The sequence below is a fragment of the Sutcliffiella sp. NPDC057660 genome, from assembly GCF_042800035.1.
Taxonomy (GTDB): domain Bacteria; phylum Bacillota; class Bacilli; order Bacillales; family Bacillaceae_I; genus Sutcliffiella_A.
Genome location: NZ_JBHVHV010000003.1, coordinates 112,708 through 136,637 on the forward strand (window position 1 = coordinate 112,708; position 23,930 = coordinate 136,637).

Here is a 23,930-nt window from a genome sequence, read left to right on the forward strand (position 1 = left end):
AAATGCAGCTTGACACTCTCTTAATCAATTGCGGCCAACTTCTGACAATGGATCATGACTCCGCACATGCCAAAGGAGAACAGATGGGTTATTTGCCACATATTAAAAATGGGGCGATCGGCTGGAAGGACGGCATCATAGCATTTATCGGCACATCCGTGGAAGCAGAAGGTCTGGAAAGCTCAAAAGTGCTAGATTGCCAGGGGCTGCTCGTCACACCAGGACTGGTTGATCCACACACCCATCTCGTTTTCGGGGGATCAAGGGAGCATGAAATCGCATTAAAACAACAAGGTGTGCCATACTTGGAAATCCTTAAGCAGGGTGGGGGCATCCACTCCACCGTAGAGGCTACACGAAATGCAAGCTTTGAAGATTTGTATGAGAAAGCGACTTTCCATCTTAAAAGATTGATCAGCTATGGCATCACCACAGTAGAAGCAAAAAGCGGCTATGGTTTGGAGAAGCATGCTGAATTGAAACAGCTGGAGGTAGTGAAAAAGCTGAAAGAAGACACAAACATGGAGATCGCCTCCACGTTTTTGGGCGCACATGCGATACCTAAGGAGTACAAGGAAAACCCGGACGCATTTCTTCTCGAAATGTCAGAGCTCTTTCAGGAAATAAAAGAAAAAGAACTCGCCGAGTTTGTGGATATTTTCTGTGAGGAAGGCGTCTTTACAATCGAGCAATCAAAAAAATTCCTCGAACTAGCCAAAGAGACGGGCTTTGCGGTGAAAATTCATGCGGATGAAATAGTCTCTTTAGGCGGAACGGAGCTGGCCATTATTCTTGGAGCAGCCTCCGCTGATCATCTTATCGCAGCGTCGGACCAAGCGGTGGAAATGTTCGGCAACTCTGATACGGTAGCTGTTCTCTTACCAGGAACTACCTTTTATCTGAATAAAGATTCCTATGCCAAAGCGCGTCAAATCATAAATGGAGGGGGAGCGGTTGCGCTTGCGACAGACTTTAATCCTGGAAGCTCTCCAACGGAAAACATCCAATTCATCATGAATCTTGCCATGCTCAAGCTGAAGATGACATGTGAAGAGATCTGGAACGCTGTAACGGTCAATGCAGCTAAAGCCATTCATAAGGACGATGTGTCCGGCAGACTTAAGGTCGGTCGAAAAGCGGATGTAGTGGTATGGAACGCCCTGAACTATCAATACGTTCCTTATCATTATGGGGTGAATCATGTGCATACCGTTTTCCAAAATGGCCTTGAGGTAGCAAAGGGAGGTGCCTATCTTGAATAGGCTTCCTTACATGCAAAAAGCAGGTGGACCGGCATTTGTGGACCGGAATTATCCGAAGGCAGCGGAGCTTCTGCAGTCGTGGGACGGGAAGAAGGCGGTGGAGGGACTCGCACTGATTGGAGTGCCTCTTTCCAAGCCTTCCATCAGTCATTCAGGTGCAAGCTTTACGCCTGGCGTGTTTCGAAGGTTGCTGCAGTCTTACTCCACTTATGCTGTAGAAGATGAGACTGAGCTACTTTCATCGCCAAAGCTGTCTGATATGGGAGATATCGTCATGCATGCCACCCTTGTGGAGGAATCCTACCGCAGGATAGAAGAGGCGGTATCGTGCTTGATGGATGCGCATCCATCATGCCTTCCAATTTTTATTGGAGGAGATCACTCCATCACCTATTCCACGCTCAAAGGTCTTTCAGGAAAAAAAGGGGCGGTTGGTGTCATCCAATTTGATGCGCATCATGATCTCCGCAATACAGAGGACGGGGGACCGACAAATGGTACTCCTTTCAGAAGATTGCTGGAAGCCGATCTTCTGAAAGGGGAGCATCTTGTCCAGATCGGGATTAGAAATTATTCCAACAGTGCATTTTACCACCAGTATGCACGTGAACAGGGCGTGACAATCTTCTCGATGGCTGATGTGAAAAAACAGGGAATCGCTCAAGTTATGAAGTCTGCCATTCAATACCTGGAGGAAAAAGTGGATCATATCTATGTATCCGTCGATATTGATGTACTTGATCAGGCATTTGCACCGGGCTGCCCAGCGATAGGACCGGGTGGGTTGACAAGTAATCAGCTTTTAGAGGCCATCCATCTATTGGGGAAGCATGAGAAGGTGTGTGGCCTTGATATGGTGGAAATTGATCCAACCATTGATTTTAGGGATATGACGACTCGCGTGGCTGTGTTTTGTCTTCTTGAGTTTATGCGTGGGCGTAAATCTAAGTAAAAAAGCTTTGGCCGTTGTTGGCCAAAGCTTTTCGCAATTACTTCTTCCACAATTTATACAACGCTTGAGTACCGCTGTTTTCTTCTCCGCTTTGCGATAATTTCACATACATTTCCTTCGCCAGTGCCAATCCCGGTACATCTAAGCCCATCCGCTCCGCTTCATCCAGTGCGATCTCCATATCTTTGATGAAGTGCTTGACGAAAAACCCCGGTTCAAAATTATCGGCAATGATTCTTGGAGCAAGATTACTTAGTGACCAGCTCCCTGCCGCCCCGCTAGAAATGCTCTTCAGTACATCTTCCGGATTCAAACCTGCTGCTTCTGCGTAGGCAAGCGCCTCACAAACTCCGATCATGTTTGTAGCGATGGCAATTTGATTGCACATTTTGGTATGCTGCCCGGCTCCGGCACCACCCTGATGGATGATGTTTGATCCCATTGCCTCAAAGACTGGAAGACATGATTCAAAGGAAGATTTGTCTCCTCCAACCATAATCGTCAGTCTTGCTTCCCTGGCACCAATATCCCCACCGGAAACCGGGGCATCCAAGCTATGAAGTTGACGCTCCTTTGCTTCAAGAAAGATCTGCTTCGCAAGGGTCGGGGTGGAAGTGGTCATATCGATGACAAATGACCCACTTTTAGCATTTGCAAGAATCCCTTCTTCACCGAAATACACTTCCTCTACATCCTTGGGATATCCGACCATCGTAATTACATAGTCCGCTTCCCTAACAGCCTCACCAGGACTTCCTGCCCAACTGGCCCCCTGTGCCAAAAGAGCCTCCGCCTTCTCCCTAGAACGTGTATACACAACCACATCATACCCTCTACTAATCAAATGGCCTGCCATGCTGCGCCCCATCACACCAGTTCCAATAAACGCAACCTTTTTCGCTTCTACATTCATGTTCAAATTCCTCCCGGGGTCTGGCCCCCTATTTAAATTTTTATAATCATTGTTTTATTATTATACCAAATGTGTGGTTTCGGGCTATATTGGTATAGTTTAAATCTTGTGGAAATTAGCCATTTAATAATAGAAATACGCTTTTTGGATGTGGTGAGAGAGTTGTAATGTGTGATTATATTTAATTTGTTATAATATTTAGAAAAATAAAGAAATTTGTAGTATAATAGGGAATGTTGGAAATAATACACATCATTCAAGAATTGACAAATAGATTGATAGGATTACAAGGGAGGAAGAACGTTGGAAAAGCCTAACTCTTTGTTGAAAAAAGGAAATAACCAACATATAGAATCCATTTCAAAAATTCATCTCATCATAATCATATCTCCGACAGGCAACATTCAATATGCCTCTTCCTCATGTGCCTCCTTACTTGGTTATCACAAGCAAGAACTCATAGACACAAAGCTGGAAGACTGGATACATACAGAGGATCTTTATTTAATTGAGAGTTTGATTTACCAACCTTCCCACCAGGCACAATGTTTTTTTCGAATGAAAAGGAAACATCATGGATTCGTATGGATGGAAGCTGTACTTTCAGAAATACAGGATCCTGTACAACAATTTGAAAAAGAAATTGTACTGAAAATGTCTCAAACAATGGATATAGGTTGTGCATCCCCCCAACAATCTAACTTTACTTTGAAGACCGAGGAGAATGGTCAAGAAAATAGCACGAAGGTAAAAGAAAGCAGAGAGTTAAAAGAAAGCAAAGAGTTAAAAGAGAAAGAAGAAGGCTACTCCGCATTTGACTTGATTGAGCATCTACCGAATGGGCTTTTTTTAACGGTCGATGGGGTCATTAAATATGTCAATGAATCAGGTACAAGAATGCTTGGCGCCTGCCAAAAAAGCCAGTTGATCGATACTTCGGTCTATGACTACATCGAAGAGACCTTCCATGATATTGTGAAGCAGCGAATCAGATCGGTACAGCAGGGTTTTCGTGTGGGGCTCATGGAACAAAGGTGGTATCGCCTGGACGGAAGAATGATAGAAGTGGAGATCATTTCGAATCAGACTATGTACAAGGGGCAGCCGGCTTCCTTTGTGATGCTGATGGACATTTCGCATCGGAAAAACTTTCACAAGATATTGCAGAATAGTAGGGAACGTTTTCGGATGCTCGTGCAAAACTCCATTGATACAATAGCGGTCATTTGTGAAGAGAAATGGACATTCATCAACGAGTCGGGAGTGAAGATGCTCGAAGTCGACAGCTATGGGGAACTGATCGGTCAAAGTGTCTATCAAAATATTGACAAAGAAGACCTTCAGCATATATGGAAGACGATACATACTCATACCAACGGGAAAAAGCTGCCTGCCTTTGAACAGGAATGGACTACCATGAAGGGGAATAAGCTCTACACGGAAGTGGTGGGGATTCCCACTACATATCTTGGGAAAAATGCTATGCAGGTGATCATTCGGGATATTTCGGAGAAAAAGCAGGCAGAGGCAGTGATGCTTCAATCGGAAAAGTTGTCTGTTGCTGGCCAGCTAGCTGCTGGAATAGCGCATGAAATACGAAACCCACTGACCGCCATAAAAGGGTTCTTTAAACTCCTTGAGCGGGAAATGGACCAAAAGAAAGAGTATTTTCATATCATTGAGTCGGAGTTGAGCAGAATCGAATTGATTCTTAGCGAACTTCTGTTACTTGCTAAGCCTCATAAGGTCCGTATTCAACAAGTTTCCTTGGATACATTGCTTAAAGATGTCACGACCCTACTCGAAACGCAGGCTATCATGAATAATGTCTGGTTTGAAATGAAGCTTGATGCCAAGGACCCGTTTATACAATGTGATGACAATCAAGTGAAACAGGTATTCATCAATCTCATTAAAAATGGAATAGAAGCTATGTCAGAAGGTGGGAACATTTTCATTGAAACGGAGGATGATGGGGTAGAAGTGATCATCCGGATCAGAGACGAAGGCTCGGGGATTCCGGAAGAAATAATAGCCCGCCTAGGGGAGCCGTTCTTTACCACCAAAACCACGGGTACGGGACTCGGGCTGATGATCACCTTCAATATCATCAAGAACCATCATGGTACTGTCAGTGTCAAGAGTGAAGTGGAACAAGGGACTACCTTTGAAGTTCGATTTCCAAAAGTTTGAAGCCTAATACTTTTGTACTAATAAATATATTCCTTTTTACTAATAGTCTTTTGACTCCTTTTTCATTACGATAGATATGTGCCAATGTGGTACGAGGAACTCCAGTTGGGAAGTGAGAATTCATTGTGCCAGCTGGAGTTCCTCTTTCTATTGATACAGATCACATAAACCATTGGAAACGGCAGGGAATAATATGAACAAGAAATGGAAGGGGCTACACATCTCACAACTTTATATGGGGCTTGTAACTGTAATCGGATGGGGTCTAGTACTTTCTCAAGTGCTATCCCTATCCCCGGTTGAAGTATCATTCACTCTCGTTTTATTGATTGTTTTTCTAGGAGTTTGTGAGTATTATCCAATGCCAGTGCCAAAAGGGCACACTACCCTTACATTTCCGATCATCTATATGATCTACGTGGTGTTCGGGTTGGATCTGGTAATAATCACTTATGCGTCTATCGTTCTGGCAATCAACCTCAGTCACCGGAGACCACTGCGTATCATGCTTTTCAATCCGTCCCAGCTGGTAATCAGCTTTTATTTGGCACATGTATTCCATCAAATTATCATGGAAACCTTTCTGACAGGCAGTCTTAATCCAATATTGGATGGATTGCTTGGCTTTTCATTAATGATCACTCTCTTTTATGTGTTGAATAACGCGATTGTAGATATTGTTCTATGGCTAAGGCCGGAACCCTATACATTCAAAGTATGGTGGGGAAAAACACAGGGGGAACTCATCAGCTTTGTCGTATCCTTTATATATGGTTGCCTCATACATATACTGGGCAGTCAAAATCGTGGAGAAGTAGACATCTTCTCATTCTTCTTCTTCTTTTCTCCGCTCGTGGGACTATCCTTGCTCAGTTCCATCATATCCCGTCTGAAAACAGAGAAAAACCGGATCCGGGCTTTATTCCAATTCTCAACTGAACTGAACAAGTCCATTCCTTCCAGAGGGTGGGAAAAACTTACAAGAAAACTGCTGCAAGAATTGATGCCTTTTGAAGACTGCATACTTTTTGTGAAAAATGAAAAAGGTATCTGGGACCACACAATCATTGATGGGAAAATTCTATCCCATATGCCAATTAATGATATTCTCCTTGAATTGGAGAATATTTCGCAAATTCAGGTTTATGATCATAAGAAAGCAGGAAAAGGACCATTAGCACCATTATTGAGAGCCTCCTCACGGTCTGTTGTATATGCACCATTATTATTTGAAGGCCAATCAATAGGCTGTTTTGTCGTGACAAAAGGCCGCACCAAGAGCTTTACAATCGAGGATACCCGTTCCATTGCGACGATTGCCAACCAGCTGGCAGTATTTTTGAAAACGAGACAGCTAGTTAGCGAGCAGGAGCGAAGAATCATTCTCGAAGAGCGGAACAGGATTGCTCATGACATTCACGACGGTATCGCACAAACACTGGCAGGTGCTGTCATGAAGCTGGATACCTCCTATAAAAAACTGGAAACTCATCCTTCAGACGCCAAGCTCCTTATAGCGGACAGCATCAAGAAGCTGCGGGAAAGCCTTAAGGATGTGAGGGACTCCATCTATGCACTCCGTCCCTACCCAACCGAGCAGCTGGGATTTCATTTGGCCTTGGAAAAAAAGATAGAGGAGCTGAAAAAAGATCCATCCTTCTCTGTGGATATTCAGCTTCAGGTCCGTGGAAATCGGGGGGCCATTAGTCCGATGACAGAAAAAGTCATGTTCAGCGTGTTCCAGGAAAGCATCCAAAACTGCCTGAAGCATGCGAATGCCAGCCATCTACATATACTGATCAGCTACCAGTCAGATCATATTGTATTGAAAATGAAGGATAATGGTCAAGGGTTCTCCTTGTATCATGCCATGATCAAAGCGATGAATCAGCCTCATTACGGTATTCTGCAAATGAATGAAGCGGCAGAGAAAATAGGTGCTGCCCTTCAAATTGACAGCAAACCGAACGAGGGAACGGAAATTACACTAACAGTTCCCAAATTGGGGTTAGAAGGAGAGATTGAAAATGATTAATGTCATGCTTGTGGATGATCATGCCATACTAAGGGATTGTCTAAAAACCATCATTTCTTTGGAAAGTGACATGGAAGTGGTGGGGGAAGCCACTGGGGGAGCAGAAATGGAAGTCTTATTAAAGAGTAAAAGTCCGGACGTCATCGTGATGGATATTAACATGCCTGAGCTAAATGGAATAGAACTTACTAAAATTGTGAAAAAAGAATATCCTGCCGTAAAAGTGTTAATCCTTACAATGTATAAGCATGATGAATATTTCATGTCTGCATTAAAAGAGGGGGCGGATGGATATCTATTGAAAGATTCCCCTTCCGAACAGGTTATTGATGCCATCCGTACGGTTCATCGAGGGGAATCCATCATTCATCCTGCGATGACCAAAAAGCTCATCAGCTATCATCAGCAGGAGACCCAGGTAAAAGAGGATACTGTTCTGACAGAAAGGGAGAAGGAGGTTCTCGTTTGCCTTGTAGAGGGACTTTCCAATAAAGAGATTGCAGCGCGTCTTTTTATCAGTGATAAAACGGTAAAAATCCATGTGAGTAAAATTTTCAAAAAGCTGGATGTGAAAAGTAGATCCCAAGTAGTCATCTATGCCGTGCAGCATAAATTGGTACCGCTTCCTTAGGAGGGATTACACACTTTTCTGGATTATGACTGAATATTCCTTATACAAACACAAGAATCGTTAGTATCATAATAGACTAATCTTTGAAATAGGAGTTTTTCATAATGACACAGCATGAGCAATGGACATCAAAAATCGGCTTTATTTTAGCGGCAGCAGGTTCTGCCATAGGTCTCGGCGCCATCTGGAAATTCCCATATATGGCCGGAACCAATGGTGGAGGAATTTTCTTTTTAATTTTTATACTATTCACTCTCCTAATTGGTGCTCCAATGTTACTGGCAGAATTTATTATCGGAAGGTCCACTCAAAAGGATGCGATTTCCTCCTATAAAATGCTTGCCAAAGGGTCAAAATGGCATCTTATAGGGGTATTGGGTGTTGTTGCCTCTTTTATTCTCCTTTCCTTCTACAGTGTAGTGGGCGGTTGGATTGTCACTTATCTTGGGAAAAGCTTTATGGGAAGGTTATCCAATTTCACTTTGGATGAATATAGTGGGCTTTTTGAACAGACCATAGCAAGCCCGTATTTAGCGCTGATTGCACAGTTCATCTTTATTCTCATTACCATCTATGTGGTACAGGCTGGTGTACAAAGCGGGATAGAAAAAGCAAGTAAAATATTAATGCCATTATTATTTATCATCTTTCTTCTTCTTCTGGTCCGCTCCTTGACATTGGAAGGCGCGTGGGAGGGAGTCCGATTCTTCCTTCAGCCAAACCTGTCACTCATCACACCCAATACATTCCTGATGGCATTGGGACAAGCACTTTTTTCCTTAAGTGTTGGTATTTCCATCATGGTTACATACAGCTCCTACCTGACAAAAGGCGAAAACCTTGTCAAATCAGCGGGATCTGTGGTCGGATTGAATATTATTATCTCTCTATTGTCTGGTCTGGTCATTTTCCCAGCGGTATTCGCGCTTGGAATGCAACCGGACGAGGGTCCGGGATTAGTTTTTGTTATTCTTCCTGCAGTGTTTGATCAGCTGCCATTCGGAGTAATCTTCCTTGCAATGTTTATGATTCTATTGTTATTCGCAACACTGACCTCTGCATTTTCCATTTTGGAAATCATTGTTGCTGTTATTGTGAAGGATAACCAGGAGAAAAGAAAAAAGGTAGCCTGGATTACTGGAATCATCATTTTCATCATGGGTATACCATCTGCATTATCTTTTGGGGTCCTATCAGATATTACGATTGACGGGTTGATCATCTTTGATGCAGCCGATTATCTTGTCACAAACATTGCATTGCCTGTTGGGGCATTGCTGATCTCCATATTTGTAGGCTATCGTATTCCCAAGGATATTTTAAAGGACGAATTCTTCCAGGGGTCAACCGTAAAAAAATCGGTATTTTCCATCTGGTACTATCTTATACGTTATGTAGTCCCTGTTGGAATACTTCTCGTCTTTATTCAATCACTCGGATTTATCTAAAAAGCAAACACCGTAGCTCATGCTGCGGTGTTTTTTATGTTTTCCTACTACCAAGGTACTAAATAAGATAGTACGGATACTCTGTCTTTTATAACTGATGACTAATAGTTATGCCTTTGTGGGTATGAGAAAATACAGGTAATTATCTTACTATTCCAAAAGTTGAGAAAGGGGAAACGGAATGAAAAAAAGTGTGTCTTATTTATCAATGGGGGTTTTAATACTTGGGATGCTTTTCACAGTTTTATGGGTGCAAGTGCCTGCAACAACACAGGCAAATGTCAATAATCCCGCATTTTTGGATACGGCATTAGAAGAGGTTCTACAAACAGCAAAGGGTCCGGTTGAGGTTATCATCACATTTGATCATGATGGCGGCATCCAGCAAGAACAGGTAGATCTTTTAAAAGGGCTTGGAATAAAAAAGGGCATCACATTTGAAAGCTTGCCGGTTGCAGGTTTACTTGCTACGAAACAGCAAGTGGAAAAGCTGCTTGAAGAGGAAAGTGTCGTTTCCATTTATTTCAACAAAAGGCTTCAGTATGAAAATGAGGGTTCAACTTCCTATACGGGAGTAGATAAGGTTAGAACGGATGAAGAGCTCCGCACCCAGAATGGAGGTTTGCCGATAAGCGGAAAAGATATCGGAGTGGTGGTAAACGACAGTGGAGTCGATGGGACGCACCATGATATCAAGCTTGGACGTAACCTCGTGCAGAACGTGTTTGCAAGCTCCAATCTGAACGCACTGACGGGTATTCTTCCTATCACATATGTGGAAAATGTACCAAATACCGATTCCGACTCTGGTCACGGCACACATGTGACAGGAACTGTAGGTGGAACAGGAGCTATGTCCGGTGGGAAATATGAAGGTGTTGCTCCTGGCGCGAAATTGATTGGATACGGTTCAGGAGCCGTGGTTGCCATGCTAGATACGATCGGGGGCTTTGATTATGCCTTGACCCATCAGCAGGAATATAACATTCGGATCATAACCAATTCCTGGGGCGAAACAAGTGATGCAGGAACAGATTTTGACCCGTTCGATCCGATAAATATTGCAACAAAGAAACTTTATGACCGTGGCATCATTACTGTATTTTCAGCAGGTAATTCCGGTTCTGAAGAGGCGACCATCTCCGGCAACTATAAAAAAGCACCATGGGTCATAACGGTGGCGGCTGGTAACAAGGATGGAGAACTTGCAGATTTTTCTTCACGAGGAGTGAAAGACAACGGGGGAAGTGTAGAGGTGGATGGCACCACCTACATGTGGGAGGATAGTCCAACCATCACGGCTCCTGGTGTGGACATTATCTCTACAAGAGTGATTTCTCCACTATCAGCATTAAGCGCGCAGAAGGATGTGGAATATATTGACCCTGCTCACCTGCCGTATTACACCACCTTCAGTGGCACCTCCATGGCAGCACCACATGTTGCAGGAATCATCGCACTGCTGTTGGAGGTAAATCCAACCCTCGATACATTTGAAATAAAAGAAATCTTACAAACCAGTGCTACCAATATGGAAGGCTATGAAAAATGGGAAGTTGGCTCTGGTTATGTCAACGCTTATGAAGCAGTTAAGCTAGCCAAAATCTATTAATTGAACAGGAAAATAAAAAATAAATGAAAAGAGGTTACTCTATGAAAAAAATGTTTGCTGCTTCATGTGCCCTGATTCTGATCTTTTCCATGTTTACCACTGTTTTTGCTCAGTCCATGTCATTCACAGGATCTGTGGTAAATGAAAAGGTATGGTCGGTTTTAAGTGATGCTACAAGTACGGCACAAGTGATAGTTACTTTCAAAGGAGAAGAAAAGGCAAGCTCAGAACAGCTAGGGCTGCTTGAGGAAATTGGCATCACATCAGCAGTTACAATGAATTCCTTGCCGATAGTGGGGATAGTTGCGACCAAAAGGCAAATAGAAAAATTGGAGGCTTCTCCAGAAGTCCTTTCCATATACCTGAATGAAGAACTGACATACTACAATGCAGAGTCCACAGACGTAACAGGGGTCAATAAGCTGCGTACCGACGATTCCTTCCGTGAAAAGAATGGCGGCTTGCCTGTCTCGGGTAAGGGTGTCGGGGTAGTGGTAAATGATAGTGGAGTAGATGGAACGCACAAAGACCATGAGCTAGGACGCAACTTGGTGCAGAACGTCCTTGGGTCTACTAACCTTCAAAGTATTACAGGAATTCTCCCATTCTCCTATACAGAAAATGTCCCAAATACCGATACTAACTCCGGACACGGAACACATGTGGCAGGAACTGTGGGTGGAACGGGTGCAATGTCTGGAGGAAAGTATGAAGGAGCTGCACCTGGTGCAAGTTTAATAGGATATGGTTCAGGTGGAGCATTGTTTGTACTGGATGGAATCGGAGGATTCGATTACGCGATCACCCATCAACAGGAATATGACATTCGAGTTATTACAAATTCCTGGGGCTCCAGTGGTGAATTCGATCCGAACCATCCCATCAATATTGCTAGTAAAAAAGCCTTTGATCGTGGCATAGTTGTTCTTTTTGCAGCAGGCAACGAAGGACCAGCCGAAAATACACACAACCCTTACGCAAAAGCACCATGGGTAATTTCTGTAGCAGCAGGTGTGAAGGACGGAACATTAGCTGACTTCTCCTCCCGTGGAACAAAAGGGGTAGGGGGAAGTTTTACAATGGATGGTAAAGAATGGACGTGGGAAAATCGGCCGACTGTGACAGCACCTGGTGTGGATATCATATCTACGAAAGTCATATCACCACTTACGGCATTGGCTGCTGAAAAGGATGCGGAATTGATAGAGCCGGCACATTTGCCATATTATACGACGATGAGTGGAACCTCTATGGCAACACCACATGTAGCCGGAATTGTTGCATTGATGCTAGAGGCAAACCAATCATTATCACCTGATGAGGTGAAAAAAATACTGCAAGCGACTGCGACGAATATGCCAGGCTATGAAACTTGGGAAGTTGGAGCAGGATATGTGAATGCATATGCAGCAGTAGATGCTTCGTTTGAAAACAAAAATTATGGATCTACTCTAACTATGAATCAAACTTATCATTCAAATGTGGAGACATCCACATCAAGAGAAGAATTTGAAATGGAGAATTCATTGTTGACAGATGGGCATTATGAATTTGCTGTAGAAGAAGGTTTGACCAGCTTAATGGCAAGAGTTGATGGAAAGGGTCTTTTGGAGGAAACGGGTAACCCTATCAATCTCGTCTTGATTGCACCAGATGGAACAGAGTACAGCTCGGGGGTAAGTTTACTTTTCCCACTTTATACTGATCGGGTGGTACTGGTTGATAATCCCGTGCCTGGTACTTGGAAAGCGGAGATTCGAGGACTAAGAGGGAACGAGCTGAACCCTATAGGAATATCGCTTCCTGAAACTGTAAGAGGTTCCTTTGCTTTTACAAAAATCAATGGATTTACCGGTCTGAGTGATATTGCTGGGCATCCCGCGGAAGCGGCCATCCAACAAGGTGTGAAAGAACGACTTTTTGATGGATACAAGGATGGTACGTTCAAACCGAACTCCAAACTCACAAGGATGGATATGGCCAAATCTCTTCTTTTCGGAGCGGAGATACGTCAAAGTCTGCCTTCGCAAGGATCTTTTGCTGATGTGCCAAAAGACGATCTTCCTTTTGCCGAGGCAGTGGTTGCCAATGGTGCGGCGTTTCGAGATCAATCACATCAGCTAAAGGGAGTGATGCAACCGGCATCACCAGGAAAGTTCTCTCCAAAAGGCAGTGTCACAAAAGCCGAGCTTGCCTATACACTAGTACAGAGCTTAGGCCTGGAAAAAGAAGCACTGGATCATTCGGGAGATGTGAAGGTTACCTATAAAGATGAGCGCATCGTGCTGAAAGATCAAACAAACATCCCCGACGCCTTAAAAGGGTATGTACAAGTGGCATTAGACCTGAATATTCTAAATGCAAATTTTTCTGTGACGCAAGGAAAATATGATCTGAAGCCAAAAGTCGAAGCAACCTTTGCGCCTGGAGAAATAGTAACAAGAGGAGATTTCGCTGTGGCATTTACAAGATATTATCATGTGTACTTCAACTGAAAAATAGACAGTGATTATGGAAGAAGGAACGGAAACATTCCTTCTTCTTTTTAATTTGAGTTGGGAAAGTACGAAAGCATTTTCTTCAATAGAATGTCTGAAAATCACCTGCTTTCCCAAGCAATAAGTTCTTCAGCCAAAAATAAGATAGGTTGTGCAAGAAAAAGTGGGGGAAGGAGGAAAAGGAACGATACGTATCTTTACATAATTTCTCATTGGGCAACCAGGGCCGAAAAACAGGAACTAAAACTATGTTGAAGGCACAACTTTCCCAATATGAAATTAATATGACAGGTGGTAGACTAGCGTTAATAGCTCTTAATGTTAAGAATTATCAAAAAACTAAAGGGAGTGGAATGATTGAAAAATTGGATTAAAGGATTTTCAGTATTCATTGTAGCGTTGTTGGCATTCTCATTGTCGTTCGGATCTGCACAAGCTAATGCACAGGGACCAAGTGTTAATGAAAAGAAGCAATATCTAGTAGGATTTAAAACAAACGCAAAAGCTTTTTCAGCTAAAAACATGATTACCACTGCAGGCGGGGAAGTGGAACATGTATATAGTTATATGGATGTACAGCTTGTAACTCTTCCTGAAAAAGCTGCACTGGCATTGAAAAACAATCCAAACATCGCATTTGTGGAAGAGGATGCAGCAGTATATGCAACAGCTCAATCCACACCATGGGGCGTAACACATATTAATGCACATAAAGCACATACTGCAAATGTTACCGGGTCCGGAGTAAAGGTAGCGGTATTAGATACTGGGATTGATGCTAGCCATCCTGACCTGAATGTAAAAGGCGGCGTAAGCTTTGTCTCCGGCGAGCCAAGTGGATTGACGGACGGAAACGGTCATGGCACACACGTTGCCGGGACGGTAGCTGCATTAAATAATACAGCGGGAGTATTAGGTGTAGCATATAATGCAGATCTTTACGCAGTAAAAGTATTGAGCGCTTCCGGAAGCGGTTCTTTAAGTGGTATTGCTCAAGGGATCGAGTGGGCAATTGCAAATGATATGGATGTAATCAATATGAGTCTAGGTGGAAGTTCAGGTTCTACAGCTTTAAAACAGGCTTGTGACAATGCATATGCAAGCGGCATTGTTGTAGTAGCGGCTGCTGGAAATTCCGGAACAAGAGGCAACCAGAATACGATCGGTTATCCGGCTCGATACAGCTCCGTTATTGCAGTTGGTGCAGTTGATTCCAGCAATAATAGAGCATCCTTCTCCAGTGTAGGAGCAGAATTAGAAGTGATGGCTCCTGGCGTGAGTATCCTTAGTACAACTCCAGGAAACAGCTATTCTTCCTTCAATGGAACATCAATGGCTGCTCCTCATGTCGCAGGAGCAGCAGCATTGATCAAAGCCAAATACCCTAGTCTATCAGCCTCTCAAATTCGTGACCGCTTAAAAAATACAACAACTCCTCTCGGTGCTGCTTTCTATTATGGAAAAGGAGTCATCAATGTGGAGAAAGCTTTACAATAATTTGATGACATTCCCCTTTTTTATCAATAGAACACCTGACAATTTGTCGGGTGTTTTTTTGGTTTTATGATAGGAAAGATATAAATATGATAATAAAGTCACAGGGAAATACCATGATAAACCATTGGGAAATCGACAATGATATCTCCATTTAAAAGCCCAAAATGCTTACCTGCTTTCCCAATAACAATCCCTTACAAGCTATGCTAACATCAAAAGTAACTAAATAATTAGATTATTTAGAATTTTGATAAGGGGATGTTCTACCTATGAAAAAGATTTTATCCGTATTATTGGCAATTGCTTTGGTGCTCTCGTTTTCATTTACACCAGGGGAAGCAAGTGCAAAAGGAAAGCCGTTATTCAAAGATTATTTGATTGGGTTGAAGAATCCTGTCTCCAAACAGACAAACAAAATAGTTTCCACTTTGGGTGGATCGGTTAATCATCAATTCAAACATATGAATGTCCTGCAGGTCACGCTGCCTGAAGTGGCAGTCGCAGCTTTGGAGAAAAATCCACTGGTAGAATATGTTGAAGAGGATATCGAGTATAAAATTGATGCCCAAACGGTTCCTTATGGAATTCCCCATATTAAGGCTGATGTTGCACATTCCCAATCGGTGATAGGGTCAGGAGTTAAGGTCGCAGTATTGGACACTGGTATTGATGCGAGTCATGAAGATCTGAATGTGGCGGGTGGAGCGAGCTTTGTAGCGGATGAGCCTGATGCATTAACAGATGGAAATGGTCATGGGACACATGTGGCAGGTACTATTGCTGCTTTAAACAATAACGTTGGGGTAGTTGGTGTGTCATATGATGTGGATTTATACGCTGTTAAGGTACTAAGCGGAGCGGGAAGTGGGACTTTAAGCGGCATTGCCCAGGGAATTGAATGGGCAATTGACAATGATATGGATGTCATTAACATGAGTTTGGGTGGCAGTACGGGATCATCCACTTTAAAACAGGCAAGTGATAATGCTTATAATAGCGGGATTGTTGTGGTAGCTGCTGCAGGTAATAGTGGTTCTTTCTTTGGACTGATCAATACCATCGGATATCCGGCAAGATACGATTCCGTGATTGCAGTAGGGGCAGTGGATTCAAGTAATAACCGTGCTTCATTCTCGAGTGTCGGCAGTCAGCTTGAAGTGATGGCTCCGGGTGTTGACATTAACAGCACGCTGCCAGGCAACCAGTATGGAGCTTTGAATGGAACTTCCATGGCCTCACCTCATGTGGCAGGAGCAGCTGCGCTGATTCTAGCGAAATATCCTAACATGACAAATGTGGAAGTCAGGCAAAAACTTCGCGAAACCGCAACAAACCTTGGATCTGCCTTTAATTATGGACATGGTGTCATTAATGTGGAGGAAGCATTGAAATAAGAAAGTGGCGGATGGAAATATAAAAAAGAACAGGGGGGAACCTCCTGTTCTTTTTTATTGTTAACATAACAACCGGGGCCAGACCCCTGTTGTTATGTCAACTCCAATAAAAACTTCTCCATCCGATCCATCGCTTGTTCCAATGTTTCCATCGTATATGCATAGGACAGGCGGACGTATCCTTCTCCAAGTGTTGAAAAAGCACTTCCAGGTACAACTGCAACGCCTGCCTCCTTAACCATTTTCAATGAGAATTCAAAGGAGGACATATTGTATTTTTCAATTGAAGGAAACAAATAGAATGCACCGGACGGTTTTACAACATCCAATCCCATGGATATCAATCTGCTGTATACATACTCCATTCTTTCCTGATACTGTTCTTTCATTTCCAACGCATCATCTATGCCGTTCGTTAATGCTTCGAGTGCCGCATATTGAGAAATGGAGGAGGTGCAGGATACATTATATTGATGAACCTTCAGCATCTGCTTCATTAAGTATTCCGGTCCGAAGACCAATCCAATACGCCAGCCAGTCATTGAGTGGGACTTTGAAACACCGTTGATGACGATGGTTTTATCTCTCATTCCTTGAATAGTGGAGATTGAATGATGTTCATGATCAAATACCAATTCACTATATATTTCATCGGATAGAACAAAGATATCTTTATCCTCTAAAAGAGCAGCGATTTTCAGCAATTCCTCCCTTGGGAGCGTAACACCTGTTGGGTTTGAAGGATAAGGAAGAATGATGCATCGAGTCTTTTCTGAAATATGTTGTTGAAGCAGTTCTGCGGTCAATTTAAAATCGGTAGTGGTAGTGTCGACATGGACAGGAATTGCACCACAAAGTTTAATGATTGGCTCATAACCGGGATATACCGGTCCGGGTAATATGACTTCTGTGCCGGGTTCAAGGATGGTGCGCAGTGCAATGTCAATACCTTGGCTAGCACCGACAGTCACTATCACCTCAGCTTCCGGGTTATACGTTTGTCCATATTTTTCGGCTACAAATGTGCAGGCAGCTTTTCTCAATTCCAGTATTCCTGCATTATGGGTATAACTTGTTTGATTTGCTTCTATAGCTTGGATTGCAGCTTCCTTCACATGATTGGGGGTGGAAAAGTCAGGCTGCCCAATTGTAAGTGAAAGTACATCATCGTACTGTGTAACCAAATTGAAAAACTTGCGAATGCCTGATATCTCAATATTTCGAACGTTCTTGTTGATTAGATGCTCCATCATTAAACTCCTTTTTATATCTCAATTCCGGATAGGGCTGATATCACTTTCTACATAGTATAAGCGAGTTTTTTTCTCCTGTCCAAAGGAATATTCAGAAGAATGTAGTATAAGTATTAACAGTTGTCTCGAACGGAAGGAGTAGTTGAATTGGTTAAAATATGTTTTGTCCTCATCGCATTTTTAGGTGGGATACTTGGAGGTATCCAAGCTCCTGTAAACAGTCAGCTCGGGAAAAGGATTGGAAGTCTGGAAGCCTCGTTTGTTTCGTTTTTCATCGGGACCTTATTTCTACTTTTATTAACAACCTTCTTTGGTAAGGGGAATCTGATGCAGTTACAGAGTGTTCCAAAATGGCAGCTGGTTGGGGGGTTCCTTGGAGCATGCTTTGTCACATTTGTCATCATGGCTGTACCTAAAATAGGTGTGGCATTAACTATTATTTCGTTAATCATAGGACAGATGATCGTAAGCATGGTGATCGATCATTTTGGATTATTCGGTTCAGCGAAAATCGCCTTGAATAATCAAAGACTTTTGGGTGTCGTTCTGATGCTGATTGCCCTTGTTATTATTTATCGCGGGACAGTTGTAGTAAAATAAGTGAGATTCCAAATGTTGATATATAGGTATGAAGTGGGGAATCATGGTGCCCAGATTGGTTAAAAACAACCTCAAGTGTAAACATGTTTACGAGGGAAGTCCTACAAAAATATGAAACAAGTAGGATAGGAAAAAAATAACATGTGCGGTATGATATTATTGAACACAGAATATTCGCATAAGTCAAAATATTTACCTTCTCCATTGCCTTACGTAATGTTACTCCTTTCATCTTAGTATTACTGGGATTTGGTGTCTGTTGGATTCCGTCTGAAAGGGGAAAGAGTAATGGATATTTTGTTTGAGATTTGGTTGAGGTTGTTTGAAGTGTACGCGGAAGATTTGTTTTTTCAAGGTGAATCATCAGGGGTCTTTTCATTCTTGCTCATTGGTGTATTGGCTTATCTGTTCAAGCAAGAGAAAACAGGGCAGAATAGCAATGGCTGTTCCTGCTGCAGAAAAGAAAGAGAAAAGAAGCATACAGATGAGTCATCCCAATAATATGCAATAATAAAGAAGCGGATGCTGTCCGCTTCTTTATTAATTAATGTGGGAAAACTGATTTAGCAGTTCATTATATTCAGTTGATAGACGCTTGAATTTTTCCTGATTTCTAATACTTAGCGCTTGATCGATTTCTTTCATCAGCCGTTTTTTATGATATTGAAATACAGAGGAGTCTACAATGAGTTGTGCCATTTTCTCCTCTTTCGTCATATCTAGACTTTGGATATTCGATACAGATTGTTCTGGTTGAAAAGCAAAATGTTTATTCATAATTTTTACCCCCTGTGCGCAATTTTGGTATTGTGTAACGGGTTAATCATGAAAGGAAAGGTAGATGGAAATCCACCTGCTCCTTTGTCCTATTATCTGATATTTTACTGGATTTGTGAAGAAGTATTTTTAGAAAATTTAGATATATCAGAAAAAATAGTGGAATCTCTGTTAATAAGTGCCAGCTGACAATGGCCATTAGTTTAATTGGTTAATTTTTATATACCCAGAACTCTTTGGATGAAAACAAAGTAGAACAAGTTCTATCTATCCTTTCAAATGTGCAATCCTTAAAAATCACCAAAAAAGCGGATGATAGTATATCTATTCAAAATTCATACTTGTTTTTTGTTGAATAAACGAATATTATTATATAGGTTTTATTAATACATTCGTTTTTTGGGGGATTAAATAGTGATTGAAAAATTATTTGGACTAAAAGAATCTGGAACAAACATAAGGACGGAAGTGTTGGCGGGTGTTACTACCTTCCTTACAATGGTATATATCGTGATTGTGAATCCTGCGATTCTATCAGCAGCAGGAATTCCTTTTGACCAAGTTTTCATGGCTACCATTATTGCAGCAGTTGTGGGAACATTAACAATGGGACTATTAGCAAAATATCCTGTTGCAGTCGCACCTGGAATGGGACTGAATGCATATTTCACAACGGTAGTCGCAAGTCAGGGCCTAACCTATCAAGCTGTTCTTGGAACTGTATTTCTGGCAGGACTTATTATTATACTATTAAGTTTGACGAATCTTAGGAAAGCTCTGATTGAAGCTATCCCAGCATAAGTTTGACGAATCTTAGGAAAGCTCTGATTGAAGCTATCCCAGCACCATTAAAATATGGTATAACAGCTGGAATTGGATTGTTCATCGCATTTCTCGGGCTGAAAATGGCAGGTATTGTACAACCGAATGAAGCAACGGTGATTACACTTGGTGATTTAACGGAGCCTGCAACAGCCCTAGCCATCGGGGGATTGATTTTAACGTTGATACTCATGGCCAAAAGAGTGACAGGTGCCTTGTTTTTCGGGATGATTGCGACGGCGGTAGCGGGGTACTTTATGAACCTATTGAAATTCGATGGGTATTATTCTGTTCCGCCTCTGCCAACCTTCATCAATTTGGGAGAAGCTGTAAGCGGAGTGTTTTCCAACAGTTTATTTACAGTTGTTTTTGCATTTGTTTTAGTGACAATCTTTGACTCCACCGGGACGCTTGTCGGTGTATCTGAGCAGGGTGGCTTTATGAAAAACGGAAAGCTGCCTCGTACCAAGCAGGCTACCTTATCCGATTCGTTTGCTACCACAATCGGAGCAGCATTTGGTACTAGCCCATCATGTGCTTACATTGAATCATCGTCAGGAGTTGCGGCAGGAGGGAGAACCGGATTGACTGCAGTGGTAGTCGCGGGGTTATTCTTATTCTCGATGATCTTTTCTCCATTTATTTCGGCAATCTCCATGCTGCCAGCCATTACAGCACCAATTTTGATAATTGTAGGTTGTTTCATGATGGAAGGCCTTGCAAAGATAATGTGGAACCAGTTTGATGAGGCATTCCCTGCATTTGCCATTATTCTCATTATGCCGCTTACTTCAAGCATTGCTACAGGAATTGCCTTCGGATTTATTTTGTATCCGATCATGAAGGCTGTCTCCGGAAAGTGGAAGGAAGTACACCCTCTCATTTACATTTTTGCGGTGATATTCCTAGTTCAAATGATTTTCTTCCCGATGCATTGATAATCGATTAAACAAAAACGAGCAAGGGCCTCTTGGCCGATGCTCGTTTTTAATTTCTATCTTTCTTTTCAAATAATCCGTCCTTTGCATCCTGGTGTAATTTCTCAAGCCAAGTCAGCTCCACTTTACATAATTCATGAGCGTTTTCCATAATGGAAACAGATCCATGGGGAGCGCCTACACCGTAAAGTTGATATACTCTCTCAAGCATTTCCAATTGAAACTTTGTGTGTTCAATCCGCTCTTTCAAAATATTGGTAATCATGTCGGAATCCCAAAGGTGAATAAAAGCGAGTGCTGTATACATGGGATGATAATAATTCGTTTCAGCTTGGAACTGTTTTTTTAACAGCTCTTGAAAAGTTTTTTTTCCTTTTTCGGTAATATAGTAAATGGTTTTATCAGGTCTTGTCTGATCCTTTACGACTTCCCGTACAGCTATGTGCTCCTGTTTCAGCAGCTTTTCTACAGCGTAGTACAATGAGCCTTTTGCCAATTTGATATAATGCTCCATATGCCTCTCCTGCATCACCTGCTGCATTTCATAGGGATGTTTATCCCCTTCCATCAGGAGTCCAAGTATTACGAGCTTCATTGCCATATTCATGCACCTTCTTATTGAAACTTCTTCATCAACAGATTTGTATCCTTCTATTATAAAGGAAAGAGGTGTTCAATTCCTAAAAATAAAATTATCCTTGATTCTTAAGGGGAGAATGCAAAAGCCGATTATTTGTATCGGATTTTGCGGTTTTGTGATTTTAACGGTATTTCGACTAGACAGTTTTTGAATGTAGAACCTATAATAGGGAAGGTATGCTTTCTGGTGATAGGTACAATATAGAAAGTACAAGCAAGATTACCATTGATTTTCTGCTTTAGAAAATTGATGTACGGTAATGGAGGAACCCCCTTTAATGATCTATCTGATTAAACCCTTAATCGTCAATATAACCATCATTTTTTCGCTGTTATTCAATTCGAATATGTTTTTCCCTTTTAGTAAACGGAAGCCGTTGAATTTCAAGCAGCAAACGGTATTTGCTCTCTTCAGTGCATTTGCAGCTCTGTTATGTATGCTTTATCCAATTGAAACGCTGGAGGAAACACATTTTGATCTCAGAATGATTCCTATTATGCTAGTAACATTATACGGAGGTGCTTATCCCGGACTTTTAAGTGCAGTCATCGTTTCTGTGGTTAGATATTTCATCGGAGGAGAGTTCCTCTATGTTGGAATTGCCGTTTCCATCTTGGCTTTTATAGTTGCGGTCACTTTTCGCCCGGTTTTCTTAAAAAGTGCAAATAAGGGATTGTACGGTCTTTTTATTCTGATCTTTTATTACTCCGGTTATATTTTTATCCTCTACAACACTGTCTCTTTTCTGGAGATGAGTTTTTATCTGGTATACTTTCTTGCTTTTGCTGCGACATTTCTTTCATTAATTTATGTAGTGGAGCATTTAATTTTGGCGAACCAGCAATTTGATGAAACATTGTACCTCGAGAAATTATCCACCATTGGGCAAATGGCGGCTGCCTTTGCCCATGAAATTCGCAACCCTATTACAACTGTTCGTGGATTTATCCAGTATTTGAATACGGACACCAAGGATGAGAGACTGCAACAGTTTGCCCCTTTAATCCTGGACGAGCTTGATCGTACAAATAAAATCATAACCAATTATCTTACTGTGGCAAAACCTACATCTTTTTCATTGAAGTTCGTTGACTTGAATTTGGTACTATCCGATTCTGTCGAACTGCTGAGGCCATTTGGTTCATATAGAAATGTATCCTTGGAGCTTGAATTGGAAGGAACGCATTTCATCTATACGGATGAACAACATCTGAAACAAGCGATCATGAACATTATTAAGAATGGAATAGAATCCATAGATGAGGAAAAGGGTGGCTTTGTTAAAATAGAGAAAAAGCCTGGAGATACAAAGGGGTCTGTGATTATTACATTCATTGATAACGGCATAGGGATGTCAGAAGAACAGCTGGAAAAAATAGGTCTTCCATATTATACGACCAAGTCAAAAGGTACCGGATTAGGCAGCATGATAACGAACAGGCTCGTACATGAAATGAAAGGCAAAATACTTTATGATAGCAAGGTGAAACATGGCACGAAGGTGACAGTGATTTTACCTACAGCCAGCCATTATCGAAATTGAAAAGGCAGACTGAGACAATTGTCTTGGTCTGCCTTTTTTGCTGAAGGATATTTCAGCATAAATTGTTGCTATTGACGTACTCAAAGTAATCACGTTATAGTACTAGTCCTCGTGCTCTTTTCCGTATAGTAAATTCTTTATCACATTGAATAATATCAAGGGAAATGCTGTAAAAAATCCAAAAGCCGATTTTTCACGGACACAAAGCAACAAACTTTATGAAAAGAGCGTTGCGGACTTATTTTTTCTCCAACGATACTTTCCCGGACTCCGGGTCTACCTTATACCATCCACGGGTCATTTTTTCCGGCTGGTTATTGAAATGAACCAGATCGTATACATGAAAAAGGTAATGGTCATCCTTAAAACCTTCAAAAGTGACTGACATACTCTCGTTGTTACCCACTTGAAGATGCTTCTTTACAAGTAGTTTAGCGTCTTCTTTGGAATAAAAGCTTTTTTCGGATTTCATATTCTCTGCAGCCGACGGGAACTGATTTCTTGCCCCTATCAACATTTCTTCATTAGAAGGAACATCACCTGTATGTTGTGTCTCGGTCAAAGTGGGGGAGTTTCCTTGTGCTTCATTGTTTCCGTCTAGTATACCACACCCACTCGCCATTACTAGCACTGTAAAAAGGAAGAATAGCACTCTCATTATTTCATTCTGCTCCAATCAAATGTATTTACTATTAGTATGATTAAGGGAAAAGGGTACTATTCATTTTTTTACTGAGTGTTGAATGTGCAAACATGTTCATATCATTTTAATAGGCTCTTTTAACAAAGATTGTTGCATCAAATGTAGCCCGTTGATTTCCGCTCCGGACACAAGATTCGCCGGGGACGGATGGGAGCCTCCTCGGCTTCGCCTGTGGGGTCTCCCATGCCCTCTACTCTCCCGCAGGAGTCAAGTGTCCTC

The 23,930-nt window shown here is 42.0% G+C and carries 18 protein-coding genes and 1 pseudogene; 14 read left to right on the forward strand and 5 right to left on the reverse strand.

Annotated elements, in window-relative coordinates:
• The first annotated feature begins 2 nt into the window (after window positions 1–2).
• Window positions 3–1,262 (forward strand): imidazolonepropionase, encoded by a 1,260-nt coding sequence (gene hutI, locus ACFVAD_RS03835; RefSeq protein WP_386636277.1) that lies wholly within the window; start codon window positions 3–5, stop codon window positions 1,260–1,262.
• A gap of 10 nt (window positions 1,263–1,272) precedes the next feature.
• The gene (gene hutG, locus ACFVAD_RS03840) at window positions 1,273–2,214 is read left to right on the forward strand and encodes a formimidoylglutamase (protein ID WP_386636601.1); all 942 of its coding nucleotides are present in this window, start codon (window positions 1,273–1,275) and stop codon (window positions 2,212–2,214) included.
• A gap of 37 nt (window positions 2,215–2,251) precedes the next feature.
• Here hutG and ACFVAD_RS03845 read toward each other — a convergent pair whose 3' ends face one another.
• Window positions 2,252–3,127, reverse strand: coding sequence for an NAD(P)-dependent oxidoreductase (locus ACFVAD_RS03845; protein WP_386636279.1), 876 nt, complete (start codon window positions 3,125–3,127; stop codon window positions 2,252–2,254).
• Between the two features lie 303 nt (window positions 3,128–3,430).
• On the opposite strand from ACFVAD_RS03845, the gene ACFVAD_RS03850 reads away from it, so the two are divergent.
• From ACFVAD_RS03850 to ACFVAD_RS03885, 8 genes are all read left to right on the forward strand, one after another.
• A complete protein-coding gene (locus ACFVAD_RS03850; protein ID WP_386636281.1) occupies window positions 3,431–5,320 on the forward strand; it encodes a PAS domain S-box protein in 1,890 nt (629 codons plus the stop codon).
• 193 nt (window positions 5,321–5,513) lie between these two features.
• Window positions 5,514–7,355 carry a GAF domain-containing sensor histidine kinase gene (locus tag ACFVAD_RS03855; protein WP_386636283.1) on the forward strand — a complete coding sequence of 614 codons (1,842 nt, stop codon included), beginning with the start codon at window positions 5,514–5,516 and terminating at the stop codon, window positions 7,353–7,355.
• A complete protein-coding gene (locus ACFVAD_RS03860; protein ID WP_386636285.1) occupies window positions 7,348–7,986 on the forward strand; it encodes a response regulator in 639 nt (212 codons plus the stop codon). Before ACFVAD_RS03855 ends, ACFVAD_RS03860 begins: the two co-directional genes overlap by 8 nt.
• A 104-nt stretch (window positions 7,987–8,090) precedes the next feature.
• Entirely contained in the window at window positions 8,091–9,434 is a 1,344-nt protein-coding gene (locus ACFVAD_RS03865; RefSeq protein ID WP_386636288.1) for a sodium-dependent transporter, read from the forward strand.
• A 181-nt stretch (window positions 9,435–9,615) separates the two neighbouring features.
• Window positions 9,616–11,046 carry a S8 family serine peptidase gene (locus tag ACFVAD_RS03870; protein WP_386636290.1) on the forward strand — a complete coding sequence of 477 codons (1,431 nt, stop codon included), beginning with the start codon at window positions 9,616–9,618 and terminating at the stop codon, window positions 11,044–11,046.
• Window positions 11,047–11,087: 41 nt separating this feature from the next.
• Complete coding sequence (locus tag ACFVAD_RS03875; protein WP_386636292.1) at window positions 11,088–13,541, forward strand: S8 family peptidase; 2,454 nt, start codon at window positions 11,088–11,090, stop codon at window positions 13,539–13,541.
• Between the two features lie 360 nt (window positions 13,542–13,901).
• Window positions 13,902–15,041 carry a S8 family peptidase gene (locus ACFVAD_RS03880; RefSeq protein WP_386636294.1) on the forward strand — a complete coding sequence of 380 codons (1,140 nt, stop codon included), beginning with the start codon at window positions 13,902–13,904 and terminating at the stop codon, window positions 15,039–15,041.
• Window positions 15,042–15,310: 269 nt separating this feature from the next.
• On the forward strand, window positions 15,311–16,435 hold the full coding sequence (locus ACFVAD_RS03885; protein WP_386636296.1) for a S8 family peptidase: 1,125 nt from the start codon (window positions 15,311–15,313) through the stop codon (window positions 16,433–16,435).
• Between the two features lie 92 nt (window positions 16,436–16,527).
• Here the strand turns inward: ACFVAD_RS03885 and ACFVAD_RS03890 are convergent, their stop codons facing one another.
• The gene (locus ACFVAD_RS03890; protein WP_386636604.1) at window positions 16,528–17,685 is read right to left on the reverse strand and encodes an aminotransferase A; all 1,158 of its coding nucleotides are present in this window, start codon (window positions 17,683–17,685) and stop codon (window positions 16,528–16,530) included.
• A gap of 150 nt (window positions 17,686–17,835) precedes the next feature.
• Here ACFVAD_RS03890 and ACFVAD_RS03895 point away from each other — a divergent pair, with 150 nt between their 5' ends.
• Window positions 17,836–18,288, forward strand: a complete 453-nt coding sequence (locus tag ACFVAD_RS03895) for a DMT family transporter (RefSeq protein ID WP_386636298.1) — start codon at window positions 17,836–17,838, stop codon at window positions 18,286–18,288.
• Window positions 18,289–18,576: 288 nt separating this feature from the next.
• Window positions 18,577–18,789, forward strand: coding sequence for a hypothetical protein (locus ACFVAD_RS03900; RefSeq protein ID WP_386636300.1), 213 nt, complete (start codon window positions 18,577–18,579; stop codon window positions 18,787–18,789).
• A gap of 39 nt (window positions 18,790–18,828) precedes the next feature.
• Here the strand turns inward: ACFVAD_RS03900 and ACFVAD_RS03905 are convergent, their stop codons facing one another.
• Window positions 18,829–19,065 carry an IDEAL domain-containing protein gene (locus ACFVAD_RS03905; protein WP_386636302.1) on the reverse strand — a complete coding sequence of 79 codons (237 nt, stop codon included), beginning with the start codon at window positions 19,063–19,065 and terminating at the stop codon, window positions 18,829–18,831.
• A 414-nt stretch (window positions 19,066–19,479) separates the two neighbouring features.
• On the opposite strand from ACFVAD_RS03905, the pseudogene ACFVAD_RS03910 reads away from it, so the two are divergent.
• Window positions 19,480–20,825: pseudogene (locus ACFVAD_RS03910) on the forward strand (NCS2 family permease).
• Window positions 20,826–20,874: 49 nt separating this feature from the next.
• Here the strand turns inward: ACFVAD_RS03910 and ACFVAD_RS03915 are convergent.
• A complete protein-coding gene (locus tag ACFVAD_RS03915) occupies window positions 20,875–21,426 on the reverse strand; it encodes a PadR family transcriptional regulator (RefSeq protein WP_386636304.1) in 552 nt (183 codons plus the stop codon).
• 316 nt (window positions 21,427–21,742) lie between these two features.
• Between ACFVAD_RS03915 and ACFVAD_RS03920 the strand changes: the two genes are divergently transcribed.
• The gene (locus tag ACFVAD_RS03920) at window positions 21,743–23,008 is read left to right on the forward strand and encodes an ATP-binding protein (RefSeq protein WP_386636306.1); all 1,266 of its coding nucleotides are present in this window, start codon (window positions 21,743–21,745) and stop codon (window positions 23,006–23,008) included.
• 238 nt (window positions 23,009–23,246) lie between these two features.
• Here the strand turns inward: ACFVAD_RS03920 and ACFVAD_RS03925 are convergent, their stop codons facing one another.
• A complete protein-coding gene (locus ACFVAD_RS03925) occupies window positions 23,247–23,666 on the reverse strand; it encodes a hypothetical protein (RefSeq protein WP_386636308.1) in 420 nt (139 codons plus the stop codon).
• Window positions 23,667–23,930: the final 264 nt, after the last annotated feature.